Here is a 19,801-nt window from a genome sequence, read left to right as displayed (position 1 = left end):
CGTGACGATGAAAGAAAAGATTGAGGCAATACTGCGTGCAGCGATTGAATATAAAGCTTCAGACATTCACTTAACTGTAGGTGTTCCCCCTGTATTCAGAATTAATGGCGAAATTAAAAGGTACGGAACGGAAAAGTTAATGCCCGTTGATACCGAGGCAATGGCGAAAGCGATTATTCCCGAGGATAAATGGGATACATTCAAGGAAAAGGGGGAGCTTGACTTTTCCTATGGTGCTCCTGGGATCTCACGCTTCCGTGTCAATTCATATCATCAACGTAAAAGTGTGTCTTTAGCCCTTAGGGCAGTCGCTTCCAAAACACCTACAATAGAGGAATTGGATTTACCCGGCATCATTACTAAGTTAGTCCAAAAACCTCAAGGCCTTATTTTAGTAACAGGTCCGACAGGAAGCGGAAAATCTACCACGCTTGCTTCCATGATTGATTATATGAATAGAACGATGCGTAAACATATCATTACGCTTGAAGACCCGATTGAATATCTTCATCGGCATGGAAATTCCATTATCGATCAGCGTGAAGTTGGGTATGATACGATGAACTATGCCAGCGGGTTAAAAGCAGCCCTTCGACAGGACCCTGATGTTATTTTGGTAGGGGAGATGCGCGACTTAGAAACCATTGGTATTGCCATTACTGCGGCAGAAACGGGGCACTTGGTCTTTGGGACACTTCATACCTCAAGTGCACCAACAACGATTAACCGGATTATTGACGTATTTCCACCAGCCCAGCAGCCGCAAATTAGAGTTCAGTTGGCTTCTGTTCTCGTGGGAATCATATCACAGCGTTTGTTTCCAACCGCGGATAAGAAAGGACGTAGGGCTGCCACTGAAATCTTGGTAAACAATCCGGCTATTGCGAATTTAATTCGGAGTGAGAAAATCCATCAAATTCAAAGCACAATGCAAACGTCCCGTGCCCAGGGAATGCACACCCTTGAAATGAGTATCCGTGACTTGATTGGCCGTGGAGTCATACAGCAAGAGGCAGCAGCACAATACTTGCAGGAAAAGATGATGCAAAATGGCTAAATTTAAATACGCAGGACGCGATCGAAGGGGGAAACGGGAGGGCGCCGTTTATGCCTCTTCCAGACGGGAAGCGATGGAAAAGCTTAAGGAACAAAGAATTCGCGTCATAGAAATAAAAGAAGTTCCTGAAACCATTTTTACCAAAGATATTTCACTGGGGAACCCAGTAAAATTGGAACACTTTGTTATTTATTTACGGCAATTTTCTACGTTAATTAAAGCTGGAGTAACGGTTGTTGAGGCAACATCCATACTTGCTCATCAAACAGAAAGTAAAGGGTTAAAGAAGGCATTATTTGCTGTGGAACAGGAACTGAGAGAAGGAAATCCCCTTTCAAATGCGGTAGCAAAGCATAAGAAGATTTTTTCTTCCATGTTCATTAATATGGTTAAAGCCGGAGAAGTCAGCGGTAACTTAGATGAAACGCTGGACCGTTTAGGAGACCATTTTGAAAAACAGCATTATACAAGGCAAAAAATAAAATCTGCCTTATCATATCCCATTGTTGTTGGGATTATCGCGATTGCTGTAACCATTTTTTTGCTCTTGGCGATTGTCCCAACCTTTGTTTCAATGTTTGACCAAATGGGGGGAGAGCTTCCGGCAATCACAAAAATTGTTTTAGCCGCAAGTGCTTTTATGCAATCCTTTTGGTGGTTGATTACGCTAGTCATTATTCTTATAGTGCTTACTATTACTTATTTAAACAAAAATAAAAAAACAAAATATTATCTGGACTATTTTTTATTGAAGATGCCAGTATTCGGCAACCTTCTCCAAAAAGCATCACTAGCTAGGATGATGCGAACACTCAGTTCTTTGTTTTCTAGTTCAGTCCCGATTCTCCAAGCGATGGTCATTGTTGAGAAAGTTGTCGAGAATGAAGTCCTTTCGAAGGTTATTCGTGAATCTCGGTATTCTTTAGAAAAAGGCAGTTCGATGGCCGAACCCATGCAAGCTCATTGGGCCTTTCCACCACTTGTTACGCAAATGATTGTAATAGGGGAAGAAACGGGTGCCTTGGATGCCATGCTGTCAAAAATCGCCGATTTTTATGAAAAAGAGGTAGAAACAGGCACAGACCAATTAAAATCTTTAATCGAGCCGTTGATGATTGTGGCTTTATCTGGATTAGTTGGGACTATCGTAACATCTATTATGGTTCCAATGTTTAGCATGTTTGACCAATTTCAACAAATGAATCAATAAAATGACAAATTTACAACAAAGATGACGAATAACTACAAAAACCAATAAATATTATTTTATTCACTTTAACAATTACTGTATAATACAAGAGAAAATATTACTAGGTTTATAGAACTATTTAGGAGAGTGGGATAATGATTCAAAAATTAAAGAAAAGACTTAAGGACCAAAAAGGTATGACACTAATTGAATTGCTTGCAGTTATTGTTATCTTAGGTATTATCGCAGCAATTGCAATACCATCAATTCTAGGATTAATCGATAATTCTAAAAAGGATGCTCACGTAGCCAATGCTCAACAAATGGTTTCTGCTTCTAGAAATGCCGTTGCTTCAAATGATTCAGTACTAACATGGGCTCCGAATACTCCAAGTACTGGAAAAGAGCAAGCGGTAGTAAAATTAGAGGATTTAATAACAAAAGGATATGTTGAACGATTTGATGATCCTACTGATAAGGCAGGTTATGATACAGATGCCAGTACTGTAACCATAGTTAGAACAGGAAAAGATGCTACTTATACTGTTAAACTTGTTGGTAAAACAGGTAGTAAGGTTCATATAAATGCCGATTCTAAAAGTTTAGGTAGAGATGTTGTTACTCCATAAGAATATGATAGGTTTTAGTTTATTATTATTATATGGTTTAATTTTTGGTTCATTCTTTAATGTAGTCGGATTAAGGGTTCCTTTAAAAAAATCAATCATCGCCCCACGCTCTGCTTGTCCAACCTGCGGGCACCAATTAAATGCATACGAACTAATACCAGTAATATCTTATTTAATCCAAAAGGGGAAATGCCGTGGCTGTCAGTCGCGGATTTCTCCTATATACCCGACAATGGAATTGTTAAACGGGATATTGTTTGCAACAGCACCATATATAGTAGGATGGTCAGGAGAGTTAGTAGTTGCGTTAACACTCATTTCAATGTTTATGATTATCATAGTTTCAGATATTCATTATATGATCATCCCTGATAAAATTTTAATTTGGTTTGCAGGGATTTTTTTATTGGAACGAATTATTTGGCCGCTGAACCCTTGGTGGGACAGCCTTTTAGGGGCGATTTCAGGATTCACTCTTCTATTAATTGTAGCCCTTGTCAGCAAAGGCGGAATGGGCTTCGGCGATGTTAAACTATATGCCGTAATTGGATTTGTTTTAGGCATTAAACTAGTCCTTTTATCATTTTTTCTATCTACCTTATACGGTGCTGTTCTCGGGGGATTGGCGATGATTTTTAGAATCGTCAAAAGACGGCAGCCCATTCCATTTGGACCATTTATCGCAGCAGGTACATTGTCTGCGTACTATTGGGGAACTGACATCATTCAATTTTATATAAATTTCTTAAATCACGGATTCTAACTAAGGGGTTATTTACATGGTTTTTTCCCTGTTTTCATCCAAAAACCGAATAATAAATCTTGTATTAAACGATCATTCCATCCGTTATGTGGAATTAAAGCAATCGAACCCGCCTGCTGCCCAAAAATGGGGAGAGCGTTTTTTGACACCCGGAATCATTGAAGACGGGAAAATTGTTGACATCGATTCTTTAACGAATATTTTAGAAGAGTGTGTTGATGATTGGAAGATTCACAGGCGTTCGATTCGTTTTATTGTCCCTGACCAACTCGTTATTATTAGGAAAGTCAATGTTCCGGCTGAAATACAAGACGATGAATTAATGGGGTATTTATATTTAGAACTTGGCTCCACCATCCATTTGCCTTTTGAAGAGCCTGTTTTTGATTTTTATCCGCTAGGAGACAACGGAAAGACAAAGGAATTGCTTTTGTTTGCGGCACCTGAGCAGAATGTAATGGAATACTCTCATTTATTCTCAAGTGTTAAGTTAAAACCTGTTGCAGCCGATATATCCCCTTTATCGTTGTATCGGCTTTACCATAAGCTCGAATTAGCAGAAGAAAATGAAACGTTATTCACCATCCAATTTGCTTTAACTTCTGTTAATTTAAGTATTTTCGAAGGAGCAGTTCCTGTTGTGATGCGGCCGTTTGCTCTACCTTTTAATATAGAAAAGTGGGATATTAAAAGGGACCATTTCGGGCTTGCAAAATGTAAATATACTGGGGATACGAATGAGCTTGCTGGACAGTTTGGGGATATTTTTAGAGAAATTAGTAAGCTAATCGATTATTATCGATATACCTTAAATCATGAAAATCATGATATTACGAAATTTCTTCTTACAGGCGATCATCCAATGCTTCAGGCTATAGAGGATGATTTGAAAGAAAGATTCGGTCTCCCTGTCGGCCGCATTACACTGGCAATGAATTCTACGGAAAAAATGGAAAATATCCCGGATCAATTATTGCTTCCTTTAGGGCTTGCGTTAAAAGAGGTGAAATAATGTTAGTTGAAATCAACCTGCTCCCGCAGAAGGAACGGAAAAAATTTACTTTTTATATGGTGTTAGCTGGTTTCCTTGCATTATTTCTTTTGACTGGCGTTTATTATTTTTTTCAGATAAATTCTATGAAAAAAAATATTGAGAGTGTTGACAGAGAAATCGCAATGACCCAAAAAATAAGCGAAAAGGAAGAAGCAAAAATTCAGAATGTCGAATCTTCCAGTTCGGTAACCCAGCTTAAGAATGCAATTGACTGGGCTAATACCTATTCAATCCAAACGATACCGGTTATGCGTCATCTTACCTCAATTTTGCCTGAACGCGGTTTTATTCAGTCATTTAGCTATACAGAAGCAGGGACAATCAATTTAACCGTACAATTCGACAGCCCGAGGGAAGCTGCTTATTTCCTAAATAATCTTAATGAATCCAAATGGATCTCTGATGCAAAGCTTAGCTCGTTAAACCCAGCGGCACAGGCTGAAACCACTACAACGGTGACAACCGTTGACGAAGCAGCTACAAACACCGGAATTCAACCAAATACAGCTAACACTGCAAGTGGAGCCGCTGCTCAAGACGGCACTGATTCTCCAACAGATGTTGTCAATGCTGGAACAAATAACAATGCAGCAGTATCACAAACAAGTAACACTGCAAATACCTTAACTAGTCCTTACCTGCCAAGATATACGGGGCAATTTGAAATTACTTTTAATAAGGACGAAATTAAACAAGATATTAATGTACGCAAGACAGGCGAGAAAGGAGTGAGCGGATCGTGAAGCTTCAATTCTCAAAGCTGGATAATTATATAATCGCCATTGTAACCCTATTATTGGTGCTTCTCATTGTCTATGCTCAGCTTTTTAAACTTGCGCCATTAAAAACAGATTTAAAAACTAAACAACAAACCCTAAAAGCAGAACAGAAGTTATTGGATACTGTTGTTAAGCAAAATGACGATAGCAAAAATAAGGTAGCAGAAAATACTAGAGAACTGCAGAAAAAAGTTCCGGTTAAACCGTTGCAGGAGCAATTGATTTTAGACTTTGAAAGAGCTGAAACAGTTTCGGGTAACCAAATCAAGTCCATGGGATTCTCAATGGATGGAGCGGTATCTGTCCAGCCTCAGCAGCCTTCTGCTCAAGCCGGTTCGGGAGGTCAGAACACTACTGCCCAGACGCACTCGATTCAGGGAGCTGCAAATAAAGGGACTGACAGCCAAGCATCAACAAATCAAGCAGATACCGGCCAAGCTGACGCTCAGTCGGTATCTGCTGTGCCAGGTTTAAAGAAGCTGACAGTTCAATTATCCGTAGACTCCCCAAACTATGAACAGTTTGAAAAATTTGTAGAAACGTTGGAATCTTTAAAACGGATTGTAGTAGTGGAGGCTATAAATTATTCTGGCGGTCATGAAGTAACAAGTGTTCAGCAGGAGGAGCAGAAATTATCGTTTTTACTGACTGTTTCAGCTTTTTATATGCCTGATTTAGCTGACTTACAGGCGGATGTTCCAAAAATAGATGCTGAAGCACCTGCTGAAAAAACCAACCCTTTAAGCCAGTTTCCCACAACGGTCCAGACGCAGCCATAACGCAAATCAGCGAATAATTTGACGAAACTCTAAGATAACAAGACGACAAAAGTCTTGTTATTTTTTTTTCCCGGTATGTTAGGATGGAACATATTACTGTCGAACAGAAAGGAGAAGGTAAAGTGGACAAGCCTAAAAAGGGCCATACCATCACGATAAAATTAAATGGAGAACCCAAATCCTTTCGTGAAGAACCTCGAAAAAATATGCCGGAACCTACACTAGAACCTATTCCAAACGAAATAAAAATAGATTCGGAATTACAAGAATCAGAAGGAATCATTGAGGCAGCGGCCGCTCAGGAATCTATTGAAGAAAGCTTTGATTGGGTTATTCCGGAATCCTCTGAAAATGATATCGAGGAATTTACAATAGCCAGTTCCCAAAACTCCAACAAGGGCAAACAAAAAAAATCTTCGATTTCATTTGCCAGTTTTTCCAACAAAAACAATCGTCGGCCGATAGGATCTATTGTCATTACCGCCGTTTTTGCGATTCTCATTGGATTAACGATTGGTTTTTTTATGCTGAAGCTAGTCATAACGGAATCGGGTGAAAAAGCTGTCACCGAACCAAATGTGGTTGGAGAAACAGGAAATGGAAAAGAACAACCGGAAACAACGGATAAAGCAGTATCAGCTGCTATCGAACAGTTGAACACCTATGTAGTCCAAGGCGGTGTTTTTACCTCGAAAGCAGGTGCAGAGGATACTGCTAAACAATTAAAGTCTAAAGGTATTCCTTCTGAACAGGTAGAAATCGGCGGCAAGTTTTATTTATTTTTAAGCGTGGCGGATTCGCTTGAAACGGCCAAATCAATAAGTACCAAATACAAAGATAAGGGTGCCGAGGGGGCCTTCGCGAAACAATTGATGCTAGATGAAAAGAAGCTTTCAAACCTTACAGATAATGAAAAGAGTTTTATCGAATCACTTCCTAGTATTTATCAATCTCTTTCAACCCAGGTTTCTGGAGCGCTTGTTTCGAGCAGCGTTTCTGCAGATGCTGGTAAAAGTGAAAAACTCAAAATAAACAATATTAAAAATGAAAATATCAATAAAATGAAATTAGAGTTAGTGGGTGCTGACGAAAAGGTAAAAGCTTTTCAAAAGTCCAAGGATACAAAAAGCCTGCTTGAAGCTGAGCAGCATTTGTTGAACTTCCTGTCCATTTATAATTCGTTGTAGCATCTTTTGACAAACTAAACCACCGCTCGATATTTTCCGGGAAATTATTGCAAAATAAAGCCTGCCGAATAGACGGCGGGCTTTTTATAGCACGCTATCCGGCAAATATTGATAAAAGTTGTATAATCTGACAAATTTCTTCAAAATTTAATAATATAAAAATTGTTTGCACCGCTCTTTTTTGATACGATTAACTTGTATCTCCCTAAAGCGTTGCAAAAAAAGGTAAGGTGATGAAATGCAGAACCTCATTTTAGCCTCTTCTTCTCCACGGCGAAAAGAACTTCTAGAAAATCTCCATTTAACATTCGCAATTTCAAGCAGTGATGTGGATGAAAGCTTTGACCCCAAGCTTTCTCCGGAAGAAGTCGTAATGGAATTGGCGGAACGCAAGGCCCAGGCTGTTTTTAAAGAAAACAGGGATGCCTTTGTGATTGGTTCCGACACGATTGTGGTTGCAAATAATCAAATCTTGGGAAAGCCAGCTGATGAGGCGGAAGCTGTACAGATGTTAAAAACCCTTTCAGGCAGTCAGCATGAAGTATTTACAGGTGTTTCAATTCTATCTCCAACTAGCGCTACAAAGTTTTATGAAAAAACAGAAGTTTGGTTTTGGGAGTTAACGGATGATGAAATACGGTCATATGTGAAAAGCGGTGAACCGCTTGATAAAGCAGGGGCATATGGCATTCAGCAGCTTGGAAGCATGCTTGTCAAAAAAATCCATGGGGACTATTTTGCGGTTGTCGGCCTGCCGGTTGCAAGAACAATTAGGGAATTGAAACGGTTAGGCTATCATTTGCCGTATTAATTTTTTTCTAACATTAACTCCCGACATTAAGGGAGGGAAAAGTAATGTCAAGCGACACATTAATGATTCGTGATTTCCCGCAAGATGAACGGCCAAGAGAACGGTTTATCCAGCATGGCCCGCAAAGTTTATCCAATCACGAGTTAATTGCAATATTGCTTCGTACCGGAACGAAGGATGAATCAGTGTTGCAATTATCGAATCGCCTCTTAACTCATTTTGAGGGTTTAAGGCTTTTAAAAGCGGCCACTTTAGAGGAAATTACCGAAATAAAAGGGATTGGCTCGGCGAAAGCGATTCAGCTTCTGGCGGCTGTTGAAATTGGCAGGAGAATTGCCAATTTGGAATATAATGACCGCTATGTGATCCGCTCGCCGGAAGACGGGGCCAAGTATGTCATGAACGATATGCGTTTTCTGTCGCAGGAGCATTTTGTCTGCTTGTATTTAAATACCAAGAATCAGGTCATGCATAAGCAAACGGTATTTATTGGTAGCTTAAACGCTTCCATCGTTCACCCGCGTGAGGTATATCGGGAGGCATTAAAGCGGTCTGCTGCATCCATTATTGCTCTTCACAATCACCCATCCGGTGACCCCGCGCCTAGCCGGGAGGACATTGAAGTGACAAAGCGGCTGGTAGAATGCGGCAAGATCATTGGTATCGATCTCCTTGATCACATCATCATCGGGGAAAATAAGTTTGTCAGCTTGAAGGAAAAAGGATATTTGTAATGCTATGATTTTATTTGACGTTAGGCTATAATATTGTTTATGATTTTTTAGGACTGCCTATTTATGTACGTTACAATTTTTTGAAATTTTTACGATAAACACCTGCCTTAGGACAGTGCATTTAGTATCAGAAAGGGAGATACAACGTTATGTTTGGAATTGGAACAAAGGATCTTGGGATAGATTTAGGAACTGCCAACACCCTTGTCTATGTAAAGGGGAAAGGGATTGTCACAAGGGAGCCATCTGTGGTGGCCATGCAAACAGATACAAAACACATAGTTGCGGTTGGAAATGACGCAAAAAACATGATAGGCCGGACTCCGGGAAATGTGGTGGCCGTTCGCCCAATGAAGGATGGCGTCATCGCTGATTTTGAAATAACAGCTATTATGATGAAGCATTTATTCCGCGAAGCCCAAAAGAATAAAGGCTTTTTCGCCGGTAAGCCGTATGTGATGGTCTGTGTACCATCAGGGATTACCGCAGTTGAAGAGAGAGCGGTTATCGATGCAACAAGACAAGCGGGAGCAAAGGATGCTTACACAATTGAAGAGCCGTTTGCTGCCGCTATTGGTGCCAACCTTCCAGTCTGGGAACCGACGGGAAGCATGGTTGTAGACATCGGCGGAGGTACAACGGAAGTAGCGATTATTTCTTTAGGGGGAATTGTTACTTGCCAGTCAATCCGTGTTGCCGGTGATGAGATGGATGAGGCGATTATTTCCTATATTAGAAAAACATATAATTTGATGATCGGTGACCGAACTGCGGAAACAATCAAAATGGAAATCGGTTCTGCAGGCACGCCTGAAGGTATCGATAACATGGAGATTCGCGGCCGTGACCTTCTGACTGGTTTGCCAAAAACAATTGAAATTTCCGCTAAGGAAATTGCCTCCGCTTTAAGTGATACTGTTTATGCCATTGTTGAAGCAGTGAAGAATACGCTTGAAAAAACACCACCGGAATTGGCTGCCGATATTATGGACCGCGGCATCGTCCTCACGGGCGGCGGGGCGCTGCTGCGCAATATTGATCGTGTTATTAGCGAGGAAACAAAAATGCCTGTCCTGATTGCAGAAAACCCGCTCGATTGCGTGGCAATCGGCACAGGAAAAGCTTTAGATCATATCCATTTATTTAAAAATAAAGCTAAAGATTCTAGATAAAGAGAAAAGCTCCAGCGCCTAGGCGCTGGACAATGAAAAAAATAGAGGTGTAATATCATGCCACAGTTCTTTTTGAATAAGCGTTTGATCATTTTGCTCGTCAGCATCATTGTTCTCGTGGCATTGATTGGGTTTTCTTTAAGGGAGAGAAGTAAACTTACCTGGCCGGAACAGTTCGTCAAAGACACCACCGGTTGGGTTCAATCCCTGGTTTCAAGGCCTGCCCAGTATGTTGCGGGCTTTTTTGAAAATCTTCAGGATTTGCAAAATACATATGATGAGAATAAGGAATTAAAATCACGCGTTGAGAAAATTGCCAGCCTTGAAGCAGAAGTTCAAGAACTGAAAAAAGACAACAAAGAATTACGTGACGTTCTCGATGAAAAAAAGACCCTGAGAGATTTGGAACCAATGCCGGCAACAGTTATTGGCAGAAATCCTGATCGTTGGCATGAAATGATTATTATCAATAAAGGCAAGTTAGATGGAATTAAAAAAAATATGGCTGTTGTAACAGCAACAGGATTGATTGGAAAGGTGAAAAACGTCACCCAATTTAGCTCAACAGTGCAGCTATTGAGTGCGATGGACCCGAAAAACAGGATTTCCGCTGTGATTCAGGGGGAAACCGAGGTTTACGGATTCGTTCAGGGCTTTGATGATAAACAAAAAATGCTTCTCGTTAAAGCAATTCCATCAGGAGCAAAGGTGGAAAAAGGGCAGACGGTCATCACCTCAGGAATGGGCGGTGTTTTTCCTAAGGGGTTGATGATTGGAAAGGTAGAAGAGGTGAAACCAGACCAATATGGCTTAAATCAAACCGCACTAGTGAAGCCGGGAGCGGACTTTTACGATATTGAAAATGTCATGGTCATTAAAAGGTTAATGACGAGCCCCGAGGAAAGTGTGATGAAATCTGGGAAGGAGGAAGACTTGTGAGGAAATTCTTTCTCCCTCTTTTGTTTTTGCTCCTTTTTATTTTTGAAAGTCTGTTTGTTCAATTTTTGCCCGCTGATTCCTTTGGAAACCGTATACTAGTTCCGCGGTTCCTGTTTGCCACTCTGCTTTTTTTGACGATATATGTTGGGAAAAATCAGGGGATTATTTATGCGGCCATCTTTGGACTTCTATTTGATATCGTATATGTCGAAATTATCGGCATTTATTTTTTCTTGTTTCCATTTATCTGCTACCTAGCAGCAAAGGTTATGCAGGTGATTCAGTCCAATATCGTTGTCGCTTTCTTCGTTTCCCTTTTGGGAGTTGCGCTGTTAGAAGCGGGCGTGTATGAAATTAATTATTTAATTCATGTGACAAATCTTGATTTTATGAGCTTTGTCAATTTGCGTTTCTATCCCACTCTTATATTAAATGGAACTTTTCTCCTGATAGCAGCCTATCCTTTAAAACGCGGCTTTGAAAAACATGCCGAGGCACTGCGGGAGGATTTATGAATCGGGGAATGGGGTAGGTATGGCCGCTTCCTCATTCACAGTTTTATCCTGAATAACAAAGTTTGGGGAATGTTTTTTTAAAAAAGGAGAATGGACAGTTCGTGTCGAATTCTTTAAAGATGGATGTTTATAATTTGGATTTGGAAAATAATGGCTTAAATCCGAAATTGTTTTTGTATTTTGAGGTGAAAATTCTCCATGAAAAATCGGCAAAATGTTACAATAAAAGGAACAAAGGACGGACTTGTCCTTCATCTGGATGATACCTGTTCCTATGAGGAATTAAAGCAAGAACTGGACCAAAAGCTCTCCGCCAACTCCAGAACGGAGGAGGAACGCCACTTAATTTCTGTGAAAGTGGATATTGGCAATCGCTATTTAACGGACGGACAAAAGGAAGAACTAAAAGAGTTAATCCGCCAAAAGAAAAACTTAATGGTGGATGATATTGAATCAAATGTGATTACGAAGGAAGAAGCCAATCGTCTAAAGGAAGAAAACGAGGTCGTAACGGTTTCAAGAATCGTCCGTTCCGGGCAGGTATTAAGAGTACCAGGGGATTTACTGTTAATTGGAGATGTGAATCCAGGTGGAACCGTGATTGCAGGCGGGAATATTTTTATAATGGGTGTCCTCAAAGGAGTTGCTCATGCAGGGTGTTTTGGCAATGAACAGGCAGTCATTGCCGCTTCGAGCATGAAGCCATCGCAGCTAAGAATCGGCGAATATATAAATAGATCCCCAGATTCGAATCCTGCTAATGAGCACAGAGAAATGGAATGTGCTTACATAAATGAGAACCATTATATTATTATCGATAGATTACAAGCTTTAAATCATTTAAGGCCTAATTTAACGAGATTAGAAGGGGGACATTAAAGTGGGAGAAGCAATCGTAATTACATCTGGTAAGGGCGGTGTCGGCAAAACAACAACCTCTGCTAATATCGGCACTTCGCTGGCTCTTCAGGGAAAGAAAGTATGCTTAATAGATACGGACATCGGCCTTCGAAACTTAGATGTCGTAATGGGGTTAGAAAATAGAATTATTTATGATTTAGTCGATGTGGTTGAAAAAAGATGCAAAACCCATCAGGCACTCGTTAAGGATAAGCGATTTGACGGCCTTTTGTATTTGCTTCCGGCAGCGCAGACTGTCGATAAGTCAGCTGTTACACCCGAGCAGATGCAAGAGTTAATTACTGAGTTAAAGCAGGACTATGACTACATAATCATCGATTGCCCGGCCGGAATCGAGCAGGGCTATAAGAATGCCGTGGCCGGTGCGGATAAAGCCATTGTGGTTACTACGCCGGAGGTTTCTGCTGTCCGCGATGCCGACAGGATCATCGGACTTTTAGAAAAAGAAAAAGATATGGAGCCGCCAAGGTTAATCGTCAACCGAATTCGCAATCATATGATGAAGACCGGTGATATGCTTGATATCGATGAAATTACCCAACATTTATCAATCGAACTGATTGGCATTGTCGCTGACGATGAAGAGGTCATCAAAGCCTCCAATCATGGTGAGCCGATTGCGCTAAACCCAAACAGCAAGGCATCGATCGCCTACCGAAACATCGCAAGAAGAATTCTCGGAGAGTCCATCCCGCTTCAATCACTCGAAGATCAAAATAAAGGTGTATTTTCAAAACTGAAGAAATTCTTTGGAGTTCGATAAAATCAAAGCCTGTTCACAAGATCTGTGGACTGGCTTTTTTATATGCTTGTCATACTCTATTAAAACTCTACATAAACTTGTACAAACTGTGTGAAAAGGGTTGATGAGTATGGCGCGGTCTACTCCGGATGAAATACGGCGGCGAATCGCAAAGAGAAAAAAAGAGATGGGCAGCAGCAAGGCAAGTGCGCCAGAACGGAATTTGTTATGGCCAGGTGATGAAGAAAAATACGAATATAATTATATTCCCCCGTCCACAGGTGGCGATGATGATGATGGACACCCTTTATTTAAAAAGGAAGTCTTCTTTTTCAAAATTTTAGCATCCATTCTCTTGTTTCTAGTGGTGGCAATTATGTTCCGCAATCAATCGGCCACATTTCAGCCGGCGAGGGACGTCGTCCTAAAAACGATGGATCAAGATTTCAAGTTTGCTGTTGTTTCTAAGTGGTATGAAGATAAGTTCGGCAAGCCGCTTGCTTTGTTGCCTTTTTCTGAAAAAGACAAATCGGATGCGAAAGAGCAGGTCCAAAAAGGGGCTGTACCTGTAACAGGGAAAATTCTTGAGAACTTTGAAAAGAACGGCCAGGGAATTATGATTGAGACTGGCAAAGGAGCGGCGGTCCAAGCGATCAGTGACGGGTTTGTCATGGATGCTGGAGAAAAAGAAGGCATCGGGAAAACCGTCGTGATCCAGCATTCCGATGGAACAGAAACATGGTATGGGAATTTAAAAGATATCAAGGTCAAACTCTATGAATATATCGATAAAAGAGCAGTGGTGGGGACAGTTTCTGATTCAGGGGAAGAGAACAAAACAAAAGGCCAGTATTATTTTGCTGTTAAAAAGGGCGATGAGTTCATCGACCCGATTCAGGTGATTCGTCTTGAATAAAGCGATCGAGTTACTCCGGCATGTTCACATCCACCCGCTGTTATGGTTAGTCATTGCACTCTCAATCGCCACGGCCCATTTTATGGAAGTCAGTTTACTCCTGGGTATCATTTTCGTACATGAAATGGGGCATGCGGCGGCGGCTTCTTTTTATTCCTGGAGAATCAAAAGAATCACCCTCCTGCCATTTGGCGGGGTCGCGGAGATGGATGAGCACGGGAATCGTCCATTAAAGGAAGAGGCGATTGTCGTCTTGGCAGGTCCGCTCCAGCATGTCTGGATGGTGGCAGCGGCATTTGCCCTCCTTCATTTTAACCTGTTTCCCGAGGATTTATTTCCATTATTTATCGAATATAATCTGATGATTTTAATTTTTAACCTTTTTCCAGTTTGGCCGCTCGATGGTGGGAAACTGGTATTTTTACTGCTATCATTGAAAAATTCTTTTGCAAGTGCCCATCGCACCACGCTGATGATTTCCTTCGTCAGTTTATGCATGTTTTCATTTGTAATATTAGCCACAGCACCAGCCCACATCAATGTTTGGGTAGTAATCGGCTTCTTATTCTTCTCGCTTTATTACGAATGGAAGCAGCGGCGCTTTATTTTCATGCGCTTTTTACTTGAACGTTATTACGGGAAAAAATCATCAAGTCCAGACTCCTTGAAACCCATCCAGGCAGACGAGCAGGATCTTTTGATTAACGTTTTGGAAAAATTCCAGCGCGGTTGCAAGCACCCTATAATTGTCGAGGTCGACGGCAGGGAAAAAGGCACTCTCGATGAAAATGAACTGCTGCATGCCTATTTCACAGAAAAACGTTTAAACGACAAAATTAGTGACCTTCTCTTTTTGTATTAGTAATGTATAATAGATAGAAAGCAGGGAGCGCTCGTGTGGGTACGAGCGCTTTTTCCTGTAACTTTGGGTAAAATAATGGTTAACCCAATAAGCTATTTTTAAAAAGGTGAGGAAACAAGGTTTGGAAACATTAATTATAAATTACATAGGGCGGGAAAAGCGCTTCGCTTATCTCTGTGGAAATCGTATTGAAAAGATTATTTTTGACCGGCCAGAACATCGATCGCTGGTTGGTAATATCTATTATGGGACCGTGACAAAGGTTCTGCCCGGGATGAATGCTGTTTTTATCGATATCGGGGAAGAGAAGAATGCTTATTTACATCGTGATCAGCTTCCCACATATTTGTTAGCATCAGAAAAACAAGGAAATGTATCGTCCTATGTTCATCAAGGGGAAAAGCTGCTTGTTCAGGTTGACAAGGATGCGACAGGCAATAAGGGTCCAAAAGTAACAGGCATTATTGAAATACAAGGCACAGGCCTGATTTACATGCCAAAAGGGCGCTATGTAGCGGTATCGAAAAAAATTGCCGATGAAAAGCAAAAAGCAAAGCTCCGCCGGACTGGCAACCATATGAAAACCGAAGAAGAAGGCCTGATTTTTCGGACATCAAGCATTACCGCAACCGAAGATGAGCTCCGCGAAGAATTAAGCAGCCTGCGTATACAATATCAAGAATTTACCAAAAAAGTTGCGATCTTAAAAAAGCCGGGACTAATTTTTCAAAAAGATACCTTTCTCGAAATGATTCAAAATCAAGCCGAAAAAATGTCGGCGGGTGAAATCATCGTAGATGATCTGGAACTCAAAAAACTACTCGAAGAAAAGTATCCCTGCACCTATTATAATGGAAAAGAAAATATCTTTTCCGCTCACCAAATTGAGCATGAAATCGATAAAGCTCTAAAGCGGGTTGTCTGGCTTGACCATGGTGCCTATCTCATCTTTGATGAAACAGAGGCCCTCACCATTATTGATGTAAATACCGGGAAATTTTCCGGAAAAGCGGACTATCAGGATACCGTGCTTAAAACCAATCAGCTGGCAGCGAAAGAAATCGTCAGACAACTGCGCCTTCGTGATATTGGCGGTATTGTGCTTATTGATTTTATTGACATGAATCGTGATTCGGACAAGCAATCGATTCTAAATCTTTTTGAAAAAGAGCTGTCAAAGGATGAAAAAAGAACGAAAGTGATTGGCTTTACGCCGCTAGGGATTCTGCAGCTGACTAGAAAAAAAACGAAGGTTACCTTGTCGGAAGCGTTGCAGGATAAGTGTCCGGTATGTGAGGGGACAGGAAAAATCTTAAGTGCAGAGACGATAGCGTTCCGACTAGAAAGGGAGCTATTGGAGCATCGCTATTCTGAATTTGAAGCAGTCCTGGTAGAAACGACAAAAGAAGTTAAAGAGCATCTCCTTCCCCATTTAGAAATCCTGGAAGAAATGCTTCATTTTAAGGTGTTTTTTACAACCACCACAGTCCCAGCACATCATTATTTATTGAAGCAATTCGGACCAGTGGATGAGTTATCCCAAAAAGCTGTTGACACTTTCGTCTAAATTATGTATGATTTTAATGTTATGTTTGTAGCGCACCCGTGCTACAACCGCACATGACAGGTAGTAAGTCTTACGCCTTAGCATAAGCGCCTGTTTTTGGCGAGTCTGAGTTTATAAGGAGGTGCAGTTCATGTACGCAATTATCGAAACTGGCGGAAAGCAAGTGAAAGTTGAAGAAGGTCAAGCTATCTACATTGAAAAACTAAATGCAGAAGCTGGCGAAACAGTTACTTTTGACAAGGTTCTTTTCGTTGGCGGTGAAAATGTAAAAGTAGGAAGCCCTGTTGTTGCAGGCGCTACTGTTACAGCTAAAGTTGAAAAACAAGGCCGTCAAAAGAAAATCATTGTTTTCAAGTACAAGGCGAAGAAAAACAACCGTAAGAAGCAAGGTCATCGTCAACCTTATACTAAAGTAGTCATCGAAAAAATCAACGCATAAGGTGTTGAGCAATAGATGATTCGCATTACGATTAATCGTACTGAATCCGGACTCGTTCACTCCTTTACGATGAGCGGACATGCTGACTTTGCAAAACATGGCCAAGATATTGTTTGTGCTGGTGCATCGGCTGTTTCATTTGGAACAGTTAATGCCATCGAGGCTCTTACGGGAGTCAAAGCACAGGTTAAACAAGGGAATGGCGGCTTTCTCCAATGTACGTTTCCAGAGAATATTTCAAACGAAACACAAGAGAAAGTACAGTTATTGCTTGAGGCGATGATTGTCTCACTCCAAGGGATTGAACAGGAGTACGGAAAGCACATAAAATTAACCTTCAAACAGTAGGAGGTGGAACAAATGTTAAGATTAGATCTTCAGTTTTTCGCTTCTAAAAAGGGAGTAGGTTCTACAAAGAACGGACGTGACTCAATCGCAAAGCGCCTTGGTGCTAAGCGTGCGGACGGTCAATTCGTAACTGGTGGTTCTATCCTATACCGTCAACGCGGTACTAAGATTTACCCAGGTGAAAACGTTGGCCGCGGCGGAGACGACACTCTATTTGCGAAAATCGACGGCGTTGTAAAATTTGAGCGCTTAGGTCGTGACCGCAAAAAAGTGAGCGTATATCCAGTAGCTCAAGAAGCTTAAAGTTACTAGAAAACTCTAACCATAACGGTTAGAGTTTTCTTTTTACCTTAACACCTCACCTGTTTATTCATCATCATTGCACTTTTGCCTCTCCAAATCGTATCATTCAACATAAAAATTGCTTACTCATGGTTGTTTTTTTGATATACTAACAGAAAATAGTTTCCGATAAAGGATTGGGAGAGTACGCATGGAGAAAGAATGGGATATTATCGAAGTGCTGCGGCATTCACGACATGATTGGTTAAATAAGCTGCAGCTCATCAAAGGTAACCTCGACTTAAATCGAATTGACCGGGTTAAAGAGGTCATAACGGAAATTGTAGTGGAGGCACAGCATGAGACAAAGCTGTCTAATCTGGGACTTCCGCAATTTGCCTCATTATTATTTACAGCTAATTGGGAAAGTCATTCCTTTCAGCTAGAATATGAGGTTTTTGAGGATTCTGAGTACATAAAGATTAATGACTTCAAATTGACTGAATGGACAAAATCCCTTTTTACCGGTTTAAATCAGGCGATTGAAGCATTTCAAGAAAACCATTTATCCATAACAATTGAACCGCAGTCGGATGGAATTCGTTTCTTTTTTGATTTTCGCGGGATAATAAATAATAAGGAACTGATTGAAAAATTCCTGTCCGGATCACAAGAGGTGACCGTAAAGGAATTTACCGAAAGCGAATTCGCGTTAGAGGTGTTTATGCCTGCTGTTAAATAGAGGTAAGCACTTGCGATCTCGTCGCATTCATCAGTTATTTCAAAGTACGACGGGAGGATCAACATGTTTGTCGATCAAGTAAAAATTTATGTAAAAGGCGGCGATGGCGGTAACGGAATGGTTGCGTTTCGCCGTGAGAAATATGTACCTAATGGCGGTCCCGCTGGAGGCGACGGCGGTAAAGGTGCTAATGTAGTTTTTGAAGTAGAAGAAGGCTTGCGTACGCTGATGGATTTCCGCTATCAGCGCCATTTTAAGGCACCTCGGGGCGAGCATGGCATGTCCAAGGGGCAGCACGGAAGAGGCGCCAAGGATATGATTGTTAAAGTGCCGCCTGGAACGGTTGTCATGGATGCGGCTACAAATGAGGTCATTGCCGATTTAGTTGAGCATGGTCAGCGTGCAGTTATCGCCAAAGGCGGACGCGGCGGACGCGGTAATACAAGATTCGCGACTCCAGCAAACCCTGCACCTGAGATAGCCGAAAATGGTGAACCGGGCCAGGAGCGCGATGTGATCTTGGAATTAAAGCTCCTTGCTGATGTTGGTCTTGTTGGATTCCCAAGTGTTGGAAAGTCGACATTGTTGTCAGTTGTATCTTCAGCCAAGCCAAAAATTGCGGAATATCATTTTACGACCATCGTTCCTAATCTCGGAATGGTTGAAACCGAAGATGGACGCAGCTTTGTCATGGCCGACCTGCCTGGCCTTATTGAAGGGGCACATGCGGGTGTTGGGTTAGGGCACCAATTCTTACGTCATATTGAACGGACAAGAGTCATCGTCCATGTCATTGACATGGCGGCAACTGAAGGCAGGGACCCGTATGAGGACTATCTAACGATTAACCGGGAACTGCAAGAATACAATCTCCGTTTAACTGAGCGTCCGCAGATTATCGTCGCGAACAAAATGGATATGCCTGATGCAGAAGAGAACTTGCAAAAATTTAAAGAGAAGCTGCAGGAGGATTACCCGATTTTTCCGATTTCTGCACTATCGCGGAAAGGCCTCCGCGAGCTGTTGTTTGCCGTTGCTGATAAGATTGAGGAAACACCGGAATTCCCGCTTCAGCATGAAGAAGAAGAGGAAACAGGTGTTCACCGCGTAGTATATAAACACGAAGCCGATGCTGATGCGTTTAACATTACAAGAGACCCGGATGGAGCATTTGTCCTTTCAGGTGAGAAAATTGAAAGGCTGTTTAAGATGACTGATTTTTCAAGGGATGAATCTGTGCGACGTTTTTCACGCCAGCTCCGCGGCTTTGGGGTTGACGATGCCTTAAGAAAAAGAGGGGCAAAAGATGGGGATATCGTGAGGCTGCTGGAATTTGAATTTGAGTTTTTAGAATAAGTTGAGGTCCCTAAGAGG

The 19,801-nt window shown here is 41.4% G+C and carries 23 protein-coding genes and 1 other annotated feature; all 23 genes read left to right on the top strand.

Translation table 11 applies throughout. The features are described from left to right. Positions 1-7 precede the first annotated feature (7 nt). Positions 8-1,057: a type IV pilus twitching motility protein PilT gene (locus tag QNN06_RS24625; protein WP_284036111.1), complete on the top strand. Its 1,050-nt coding sequence runs from the start codon at positions 8-10 to the stop codon at positions 1,055-1,057. Next, the gene (locus tag QNN06_RS24620) at positions 1,050-2,267 is read left to right on the top strand and encodes a type II secretion system F family protein (RefSeq protein WP_284036110.1); all 1,218 of its coding nucleotides are present in this window, start codon (positions 1,050-1,052) and stop codon (positions 2,265-2,267) included. The genes QNN06_RS24625 and QNN06_RS24620 overlap by 8 nt, the downstream gene beginning before the upstream one ends. A gap of 134 nt (positions 2,268-2,401) precedes the next feature. Further along, positions 2,402-2,875 (top strand): prepilin-type N-terminal cleavage/methylation domain-containing protein, encoded by a 474-nt coding sequence (locus tag QNN06_RS24615; protein WP_284036109.1) that lies wholly within the window; start codon positions 2,402-2,404, stop codon positions 2,873-2,875. Beyond that, a complete protein-coding gene (locus QNN06_RS24610; RefSeq protein WP_349654922.1) occupies positions 2,862-3,638 on the top strand; it encodes a prepilin peptidase in 777 nt (258 codons plus the stop codon). The genes QNN06_RS24615 and QNN06_RS24610 overlap by 14 nt, the downstream gene beginning before the upstream one ends. Before the next feature lie 16 nt (positions 3,639-3,654). Then, complete coding sequence (gene pilM / locus QNN06_RS24605; protein WP_284036108.1) at positions 3,655-4,650, top strand: type IV pilus biogenesis protein PilM; 996 nt, start codon at positions 3,655-3,657, stop codon at positions 4,648-4,650. Then, the gene (locus QNN06_RS24600; protein ID WP_284036107.1) at positions 4,650-5,435 is read left to right on the top strand and encodes a PilN domain-containing protein; all 786 of its coding nucleotides are present in this window, start codon (positions 4,650-4,652) and stop codon (positions 5,433-5,435) included. Before pilM ends, QNN06_RS24600 begins: the two co-directional genes overlap by 1 nt. Beyond that, on the top strand, positions 5,432-6,250 hold the full coding sequence (locus QNN06_RS24595; protein ID WP_284036106.1) for a hypothetical protein: 819 nt from the start codon (positions 5,432-5,434) through the stop codon (positions 6,248-6,250). The genes QNN06_RS24600 and QNN06_RS24595 overlap by 4 nt, the downstream gene beginning before the upstream one ends. Before the next feature lie 122 nt (positions 6,251-6,372). Beyond that, positions 6,373-7,437: an SPOR domain-containing protein gene (locus QNN06_RS24590; protein WP_284036105.1), complete on the top strand. Its 1,065-nt coding sequence runs from the start codon at positions 6,373-6,375 to the stop codon at positions 7,435-7,437. A gap of 238 nt (positions 7,438-7,675) precedes the next feature. Then, positions 7,676-8,248 carry a Maf family protein gene (locus QNN06_RS24585; protein WP_217033800.1) on the top strand — a complete coding sequence of 191 codons (573 nt, stop codon included), beginning with the start codon at positions 7,676-7,678 and terminating at the stop codon, positions 8,246-8,248. 44 nt (positions 8,249-8,292) lie between these two features. Beyond that, entirely contained in the window at positions 8,293-8,982 is a 690-nt protein-coding gene (gene radC, locus QNN06_RS24580; protein ID WP_213120015.1) for a RadC family protein, read from the top strand. 149 nt (positions 8,983-9,131) lie between these two features. After that, on the top strand, positions 9,132-10,154 hold the full coding sequence (locus QNN06_RS24575; RefSeq protein ID WP_213120016.1) for a rod shape-determining protein: 1,023 nt from the start codon (positions 9,132-9,134) through the stop codon (positions 10,152-10,154). Between the two features lie 57 nt (positions 10,155-10,211). Beyond that, entirely contained in the window at positions 10,212-11,093 is an 882-nt protein-coding gene (gene mreC, locus QNN06_RS24570; RefSeq protein WP_284036104.1) for a rod shape-determining protein MreC, read from the top strand. Continuing rightward, entirely contained in the window at positions 11,090-11,608 is a 519-nt protein-coding gene (gene mreD / locus QNN06_RS24565; RefSeq protein WP_284036103.1) for a rod shape-determining protein MreD, read from the top strand. Before mreC ends, mreD begins: the two co-directional genes overlap by 4 nt. Positions 11,609-11,806: 198 nt before the next feature. Next, the gene (minC, locus tag QNN06_RS24560; RefSeq protein WP_213120019.1) at positions 11,807-12,487 is read left to right on the top strand and encodes a septum site-determining protein MinC; all 681 of its coding nucleotides are present in this window, start codon (positions 11,807-11,809) and stop codon (positions 12,485-12,487) included. 1 nt (position 12,488) lies between these two features. Then, positions 12,489-13,292 (top strand): septum site-determining protein MinD, encoded by an 804-nt coding sequence (gene minD / locus QNN06_RS24555; RefSeq protein WP_213120020.1) that lies wholly within the window; start codon positions 12,489-12,491, stop codon positions 13,290-13,292. Positions 13,293-13,401: 109 nt separating this feature from the next. Beyond that, positions 13,402-14,187: a M23 family metallopeptidase gene (locus QNN06_RS24550; protein ID WP_284036102.1), complete on the top strand. Its 786-nt coding sequence runs from the start codon at positions 13,402-13,404 to the stop codon at positions 14,185-14,187. Continuing rightward, the gene (locus QNN06_RS24545; RefSeq protein WP_284036101.1) at positions 14,180-15,049 is read left to right on the top strand and encodes a M50 family metallopeptidase; all 870 of its coding nucleotides are present in this window, start codon (positions 14,180-14,182) and stop codon (positions 15,047-15,049) included. Before QNN06_RS24550 ends, QNN06_RS24545 begins: the two co-directional genes overlap by 8 nt. 121 nt (positions 15,050-15,170) lie before the next feature. Beyond that, a complete protein-coding gene (locus QNN06_RS24540; RefSeq protein ID WP_284036100.1) occupies positions 15,171-16,616 on the top strand; it encodes an Rne/Rng family ribonuclease in 1,446 nt (481 codons plus the stop codon). Positions 16,617-16,651: 35 nt separating this feature from the next. After that, positions 16,652-16,733: a sequence feature (ribosomal protein L21 leader region), on the top strand. Between the two features lie 13 nt (positions 16,734-16,746). Beyond that, positions 16,747-17,055, top strand: coding sequence for a 50S ribosomal protein L21 (gene rplU, locus QNN06_RS24535; RefSeq protein WP_213120024.1), 309 nt, complete (start codon positions 16,747-16,749; stop codon positions 17,053-17,055). A gap of 15 nt (positions 17,056-17,070) precedes the next feature. Continuing rightward, positions 17,071-17,403 carry a ribosomal-processing cysteine protease Prp gene (locus QNN06_RS24530; RefSeq protein ID WP_284036099.1) on the top strand — a complete coding sequence of 111 codons (333 nt, stop codon included), beginning with the start codon at positions 17,071-17,073 and terminating at the stop codon, positions 17,401-17,403. Positions 17,404-17,415: 12 nt separating this feature from the next. Continuing rightward, positions 17,416-17,706 (top strand): 50S ribosomal protein L27, encoded by a 291-nt coding sequence (gene rpmA, locus QNN06_RS24525; RefSeq protein ID WP_213120026.1) that lies wholly within the window; start codon positions 17,416-17,418, stop codon positions 17,704-17,706. Positions 17,707-17,896: 190 nt separating this feature from the next. Beyond that, on the top strand, positions 17,897-18,427 hold the full coding sequence (locus tag QNN06_RS24520) for a sporulation initiation phosphotransferase B (protein ID WP_213120027.1): 531 nt from the start codon (positions 17,897-17,899) through the stop codon (positions 18,425-18,427). A gap of 63 nt (positions 18,428-18,490) precedes the next feature. Next, on the top strand, positions 18,491-19,783 hold the full coding sequence (gene obgE / locus QNN06_RS24515; protein ID WP_213120028.1) for a GTPase ObgE: 1,293 nt from the start codon (positions 18,491-18,493) through the stop codon (positions 19,781-19,783). The last annotated feature ends 18 nt before the right edge of the window (positions 19,784-19,801 follow it).

It is taken from the genome of Neobacillus sp. 114, from assembly GCF_030127045.1.
Classification (GTDB): domain Bacteria; phylum Bacillota; class Bacilli; order Bacillales; family Cytobacillaceae; genus Neobacillus; species Neobacillus rhizophilus.
Note: the sequence above shows the minus strand (reverse complement) of the source record. Positions and strands in the feature narration are given on the sequence as shown.

Bases quoted from the DNA above. Each gene is read 5' to 3' on its own strand.
- QNN06_RS24520 (WP_213120027.1), top strand. From the start codon at position 17,897: ATGGAGAAAGAATGGGATATTATCGAAGTGCTGCGGCATTCACGACAT.
- QNN06_RS24625 (WP_284036111.1), top strand. From the start codon at position 8: ATGAAAGAAAAGATTGAGGCAATACTGCGTGCAGCGATTGAATATAAA.
- QNN06_RS24585 (WP_217033800.1), top strand. From the start codon at position 7,676: ATGCAGAACCTCATTTTAGCCTCTTCTTCTCCACGGCGAAAAGAACTT.
- pilM (WP_284036108.1), top strand. From the start codon at position 3,655: ATGGTTTTTTCCCTGTTTTCATCCAAAAACCGAATAATAAATCTTGTA.
- QNN06_RS24600 (WP_284036107.1), top strand. From the start codon at position 4,650: ATGTTAGTTGAAATCAACCTGCTCCCGCAGAAGGAACGGAAAAAATTT.
- QNN06_RS24620 (WP_284036110.1), top strand. From the start codon at position 1,050: ATGGCTAAATTTAAATACGCAGGACGCGATCGAAGGGGGAAACGGGAG.
- QNN06_RS24575 (WP_213120016.1), top strand. From the start codon at position 9,132: ATGTTTGGAATTGGAACAAAGGATCTTGGGATAGATTTAGGAACTGCC.
- obgE (WP_213120028.1), top strand. From the start codon at position 18,491: ATGTTTGTCGATCAAGTAAAAATTTATGTAAAAGGCGGCGATGGCGGT.
- rpmA (WP_213120026.1), top strand. From the start codon at position 17,416: ATGTTAAGATTAGATCTTCAGTTTTTCGCTTCTAAAAAGGGAGTAGGT.
- rplU (WP_213120024.1), top strand. From the start codon at position 16,747: ATGTACGCAATTATCGAAACTGGCGGAAAGCAAGTGAAAGTTGAAGAA.
- mreC (WP_284036104.1), top strand. From the start codon at position 10,212: ATGCCACAGTTCTTTTTGAATAAGCGTTTGATCATTTTGCTCGTCAGC.
- QNN06_RS24530 (WP_284036099.1), top strand. From the start codon at position 17,071: ATGATTCGCATTACGATTAATCGTACTGAATCCGGACTCGTTCACTCC.
- minC (WP_213120019.1), top strand. From the start codon at position 11,807: ATGAAAAATCGGCAAAATGTTACAATAAAAGGAACAAAGGACGGACTT.
- QNN06_RS24615 (WP_284036109.1), top strand. From the start codon at position 2,402: ATGATTCAAAAATTAAAGAAAAGACTTAAGGACCAAAAAGGTATGACA.
- QNN06_RS24550 (WP_284036102.1), top strand. From the start codon at position 13,402: ATGGCGCGGTCTACTCCGGATGAAATACGGCGGCGAATCGCAAAGAGA.
- radC (WP_213120015.1), top strand. From the start codon at position 8,293: ATGTCAAGCGACACATTAATGATTCGTGATTTCCCGCAAGATGAACGG.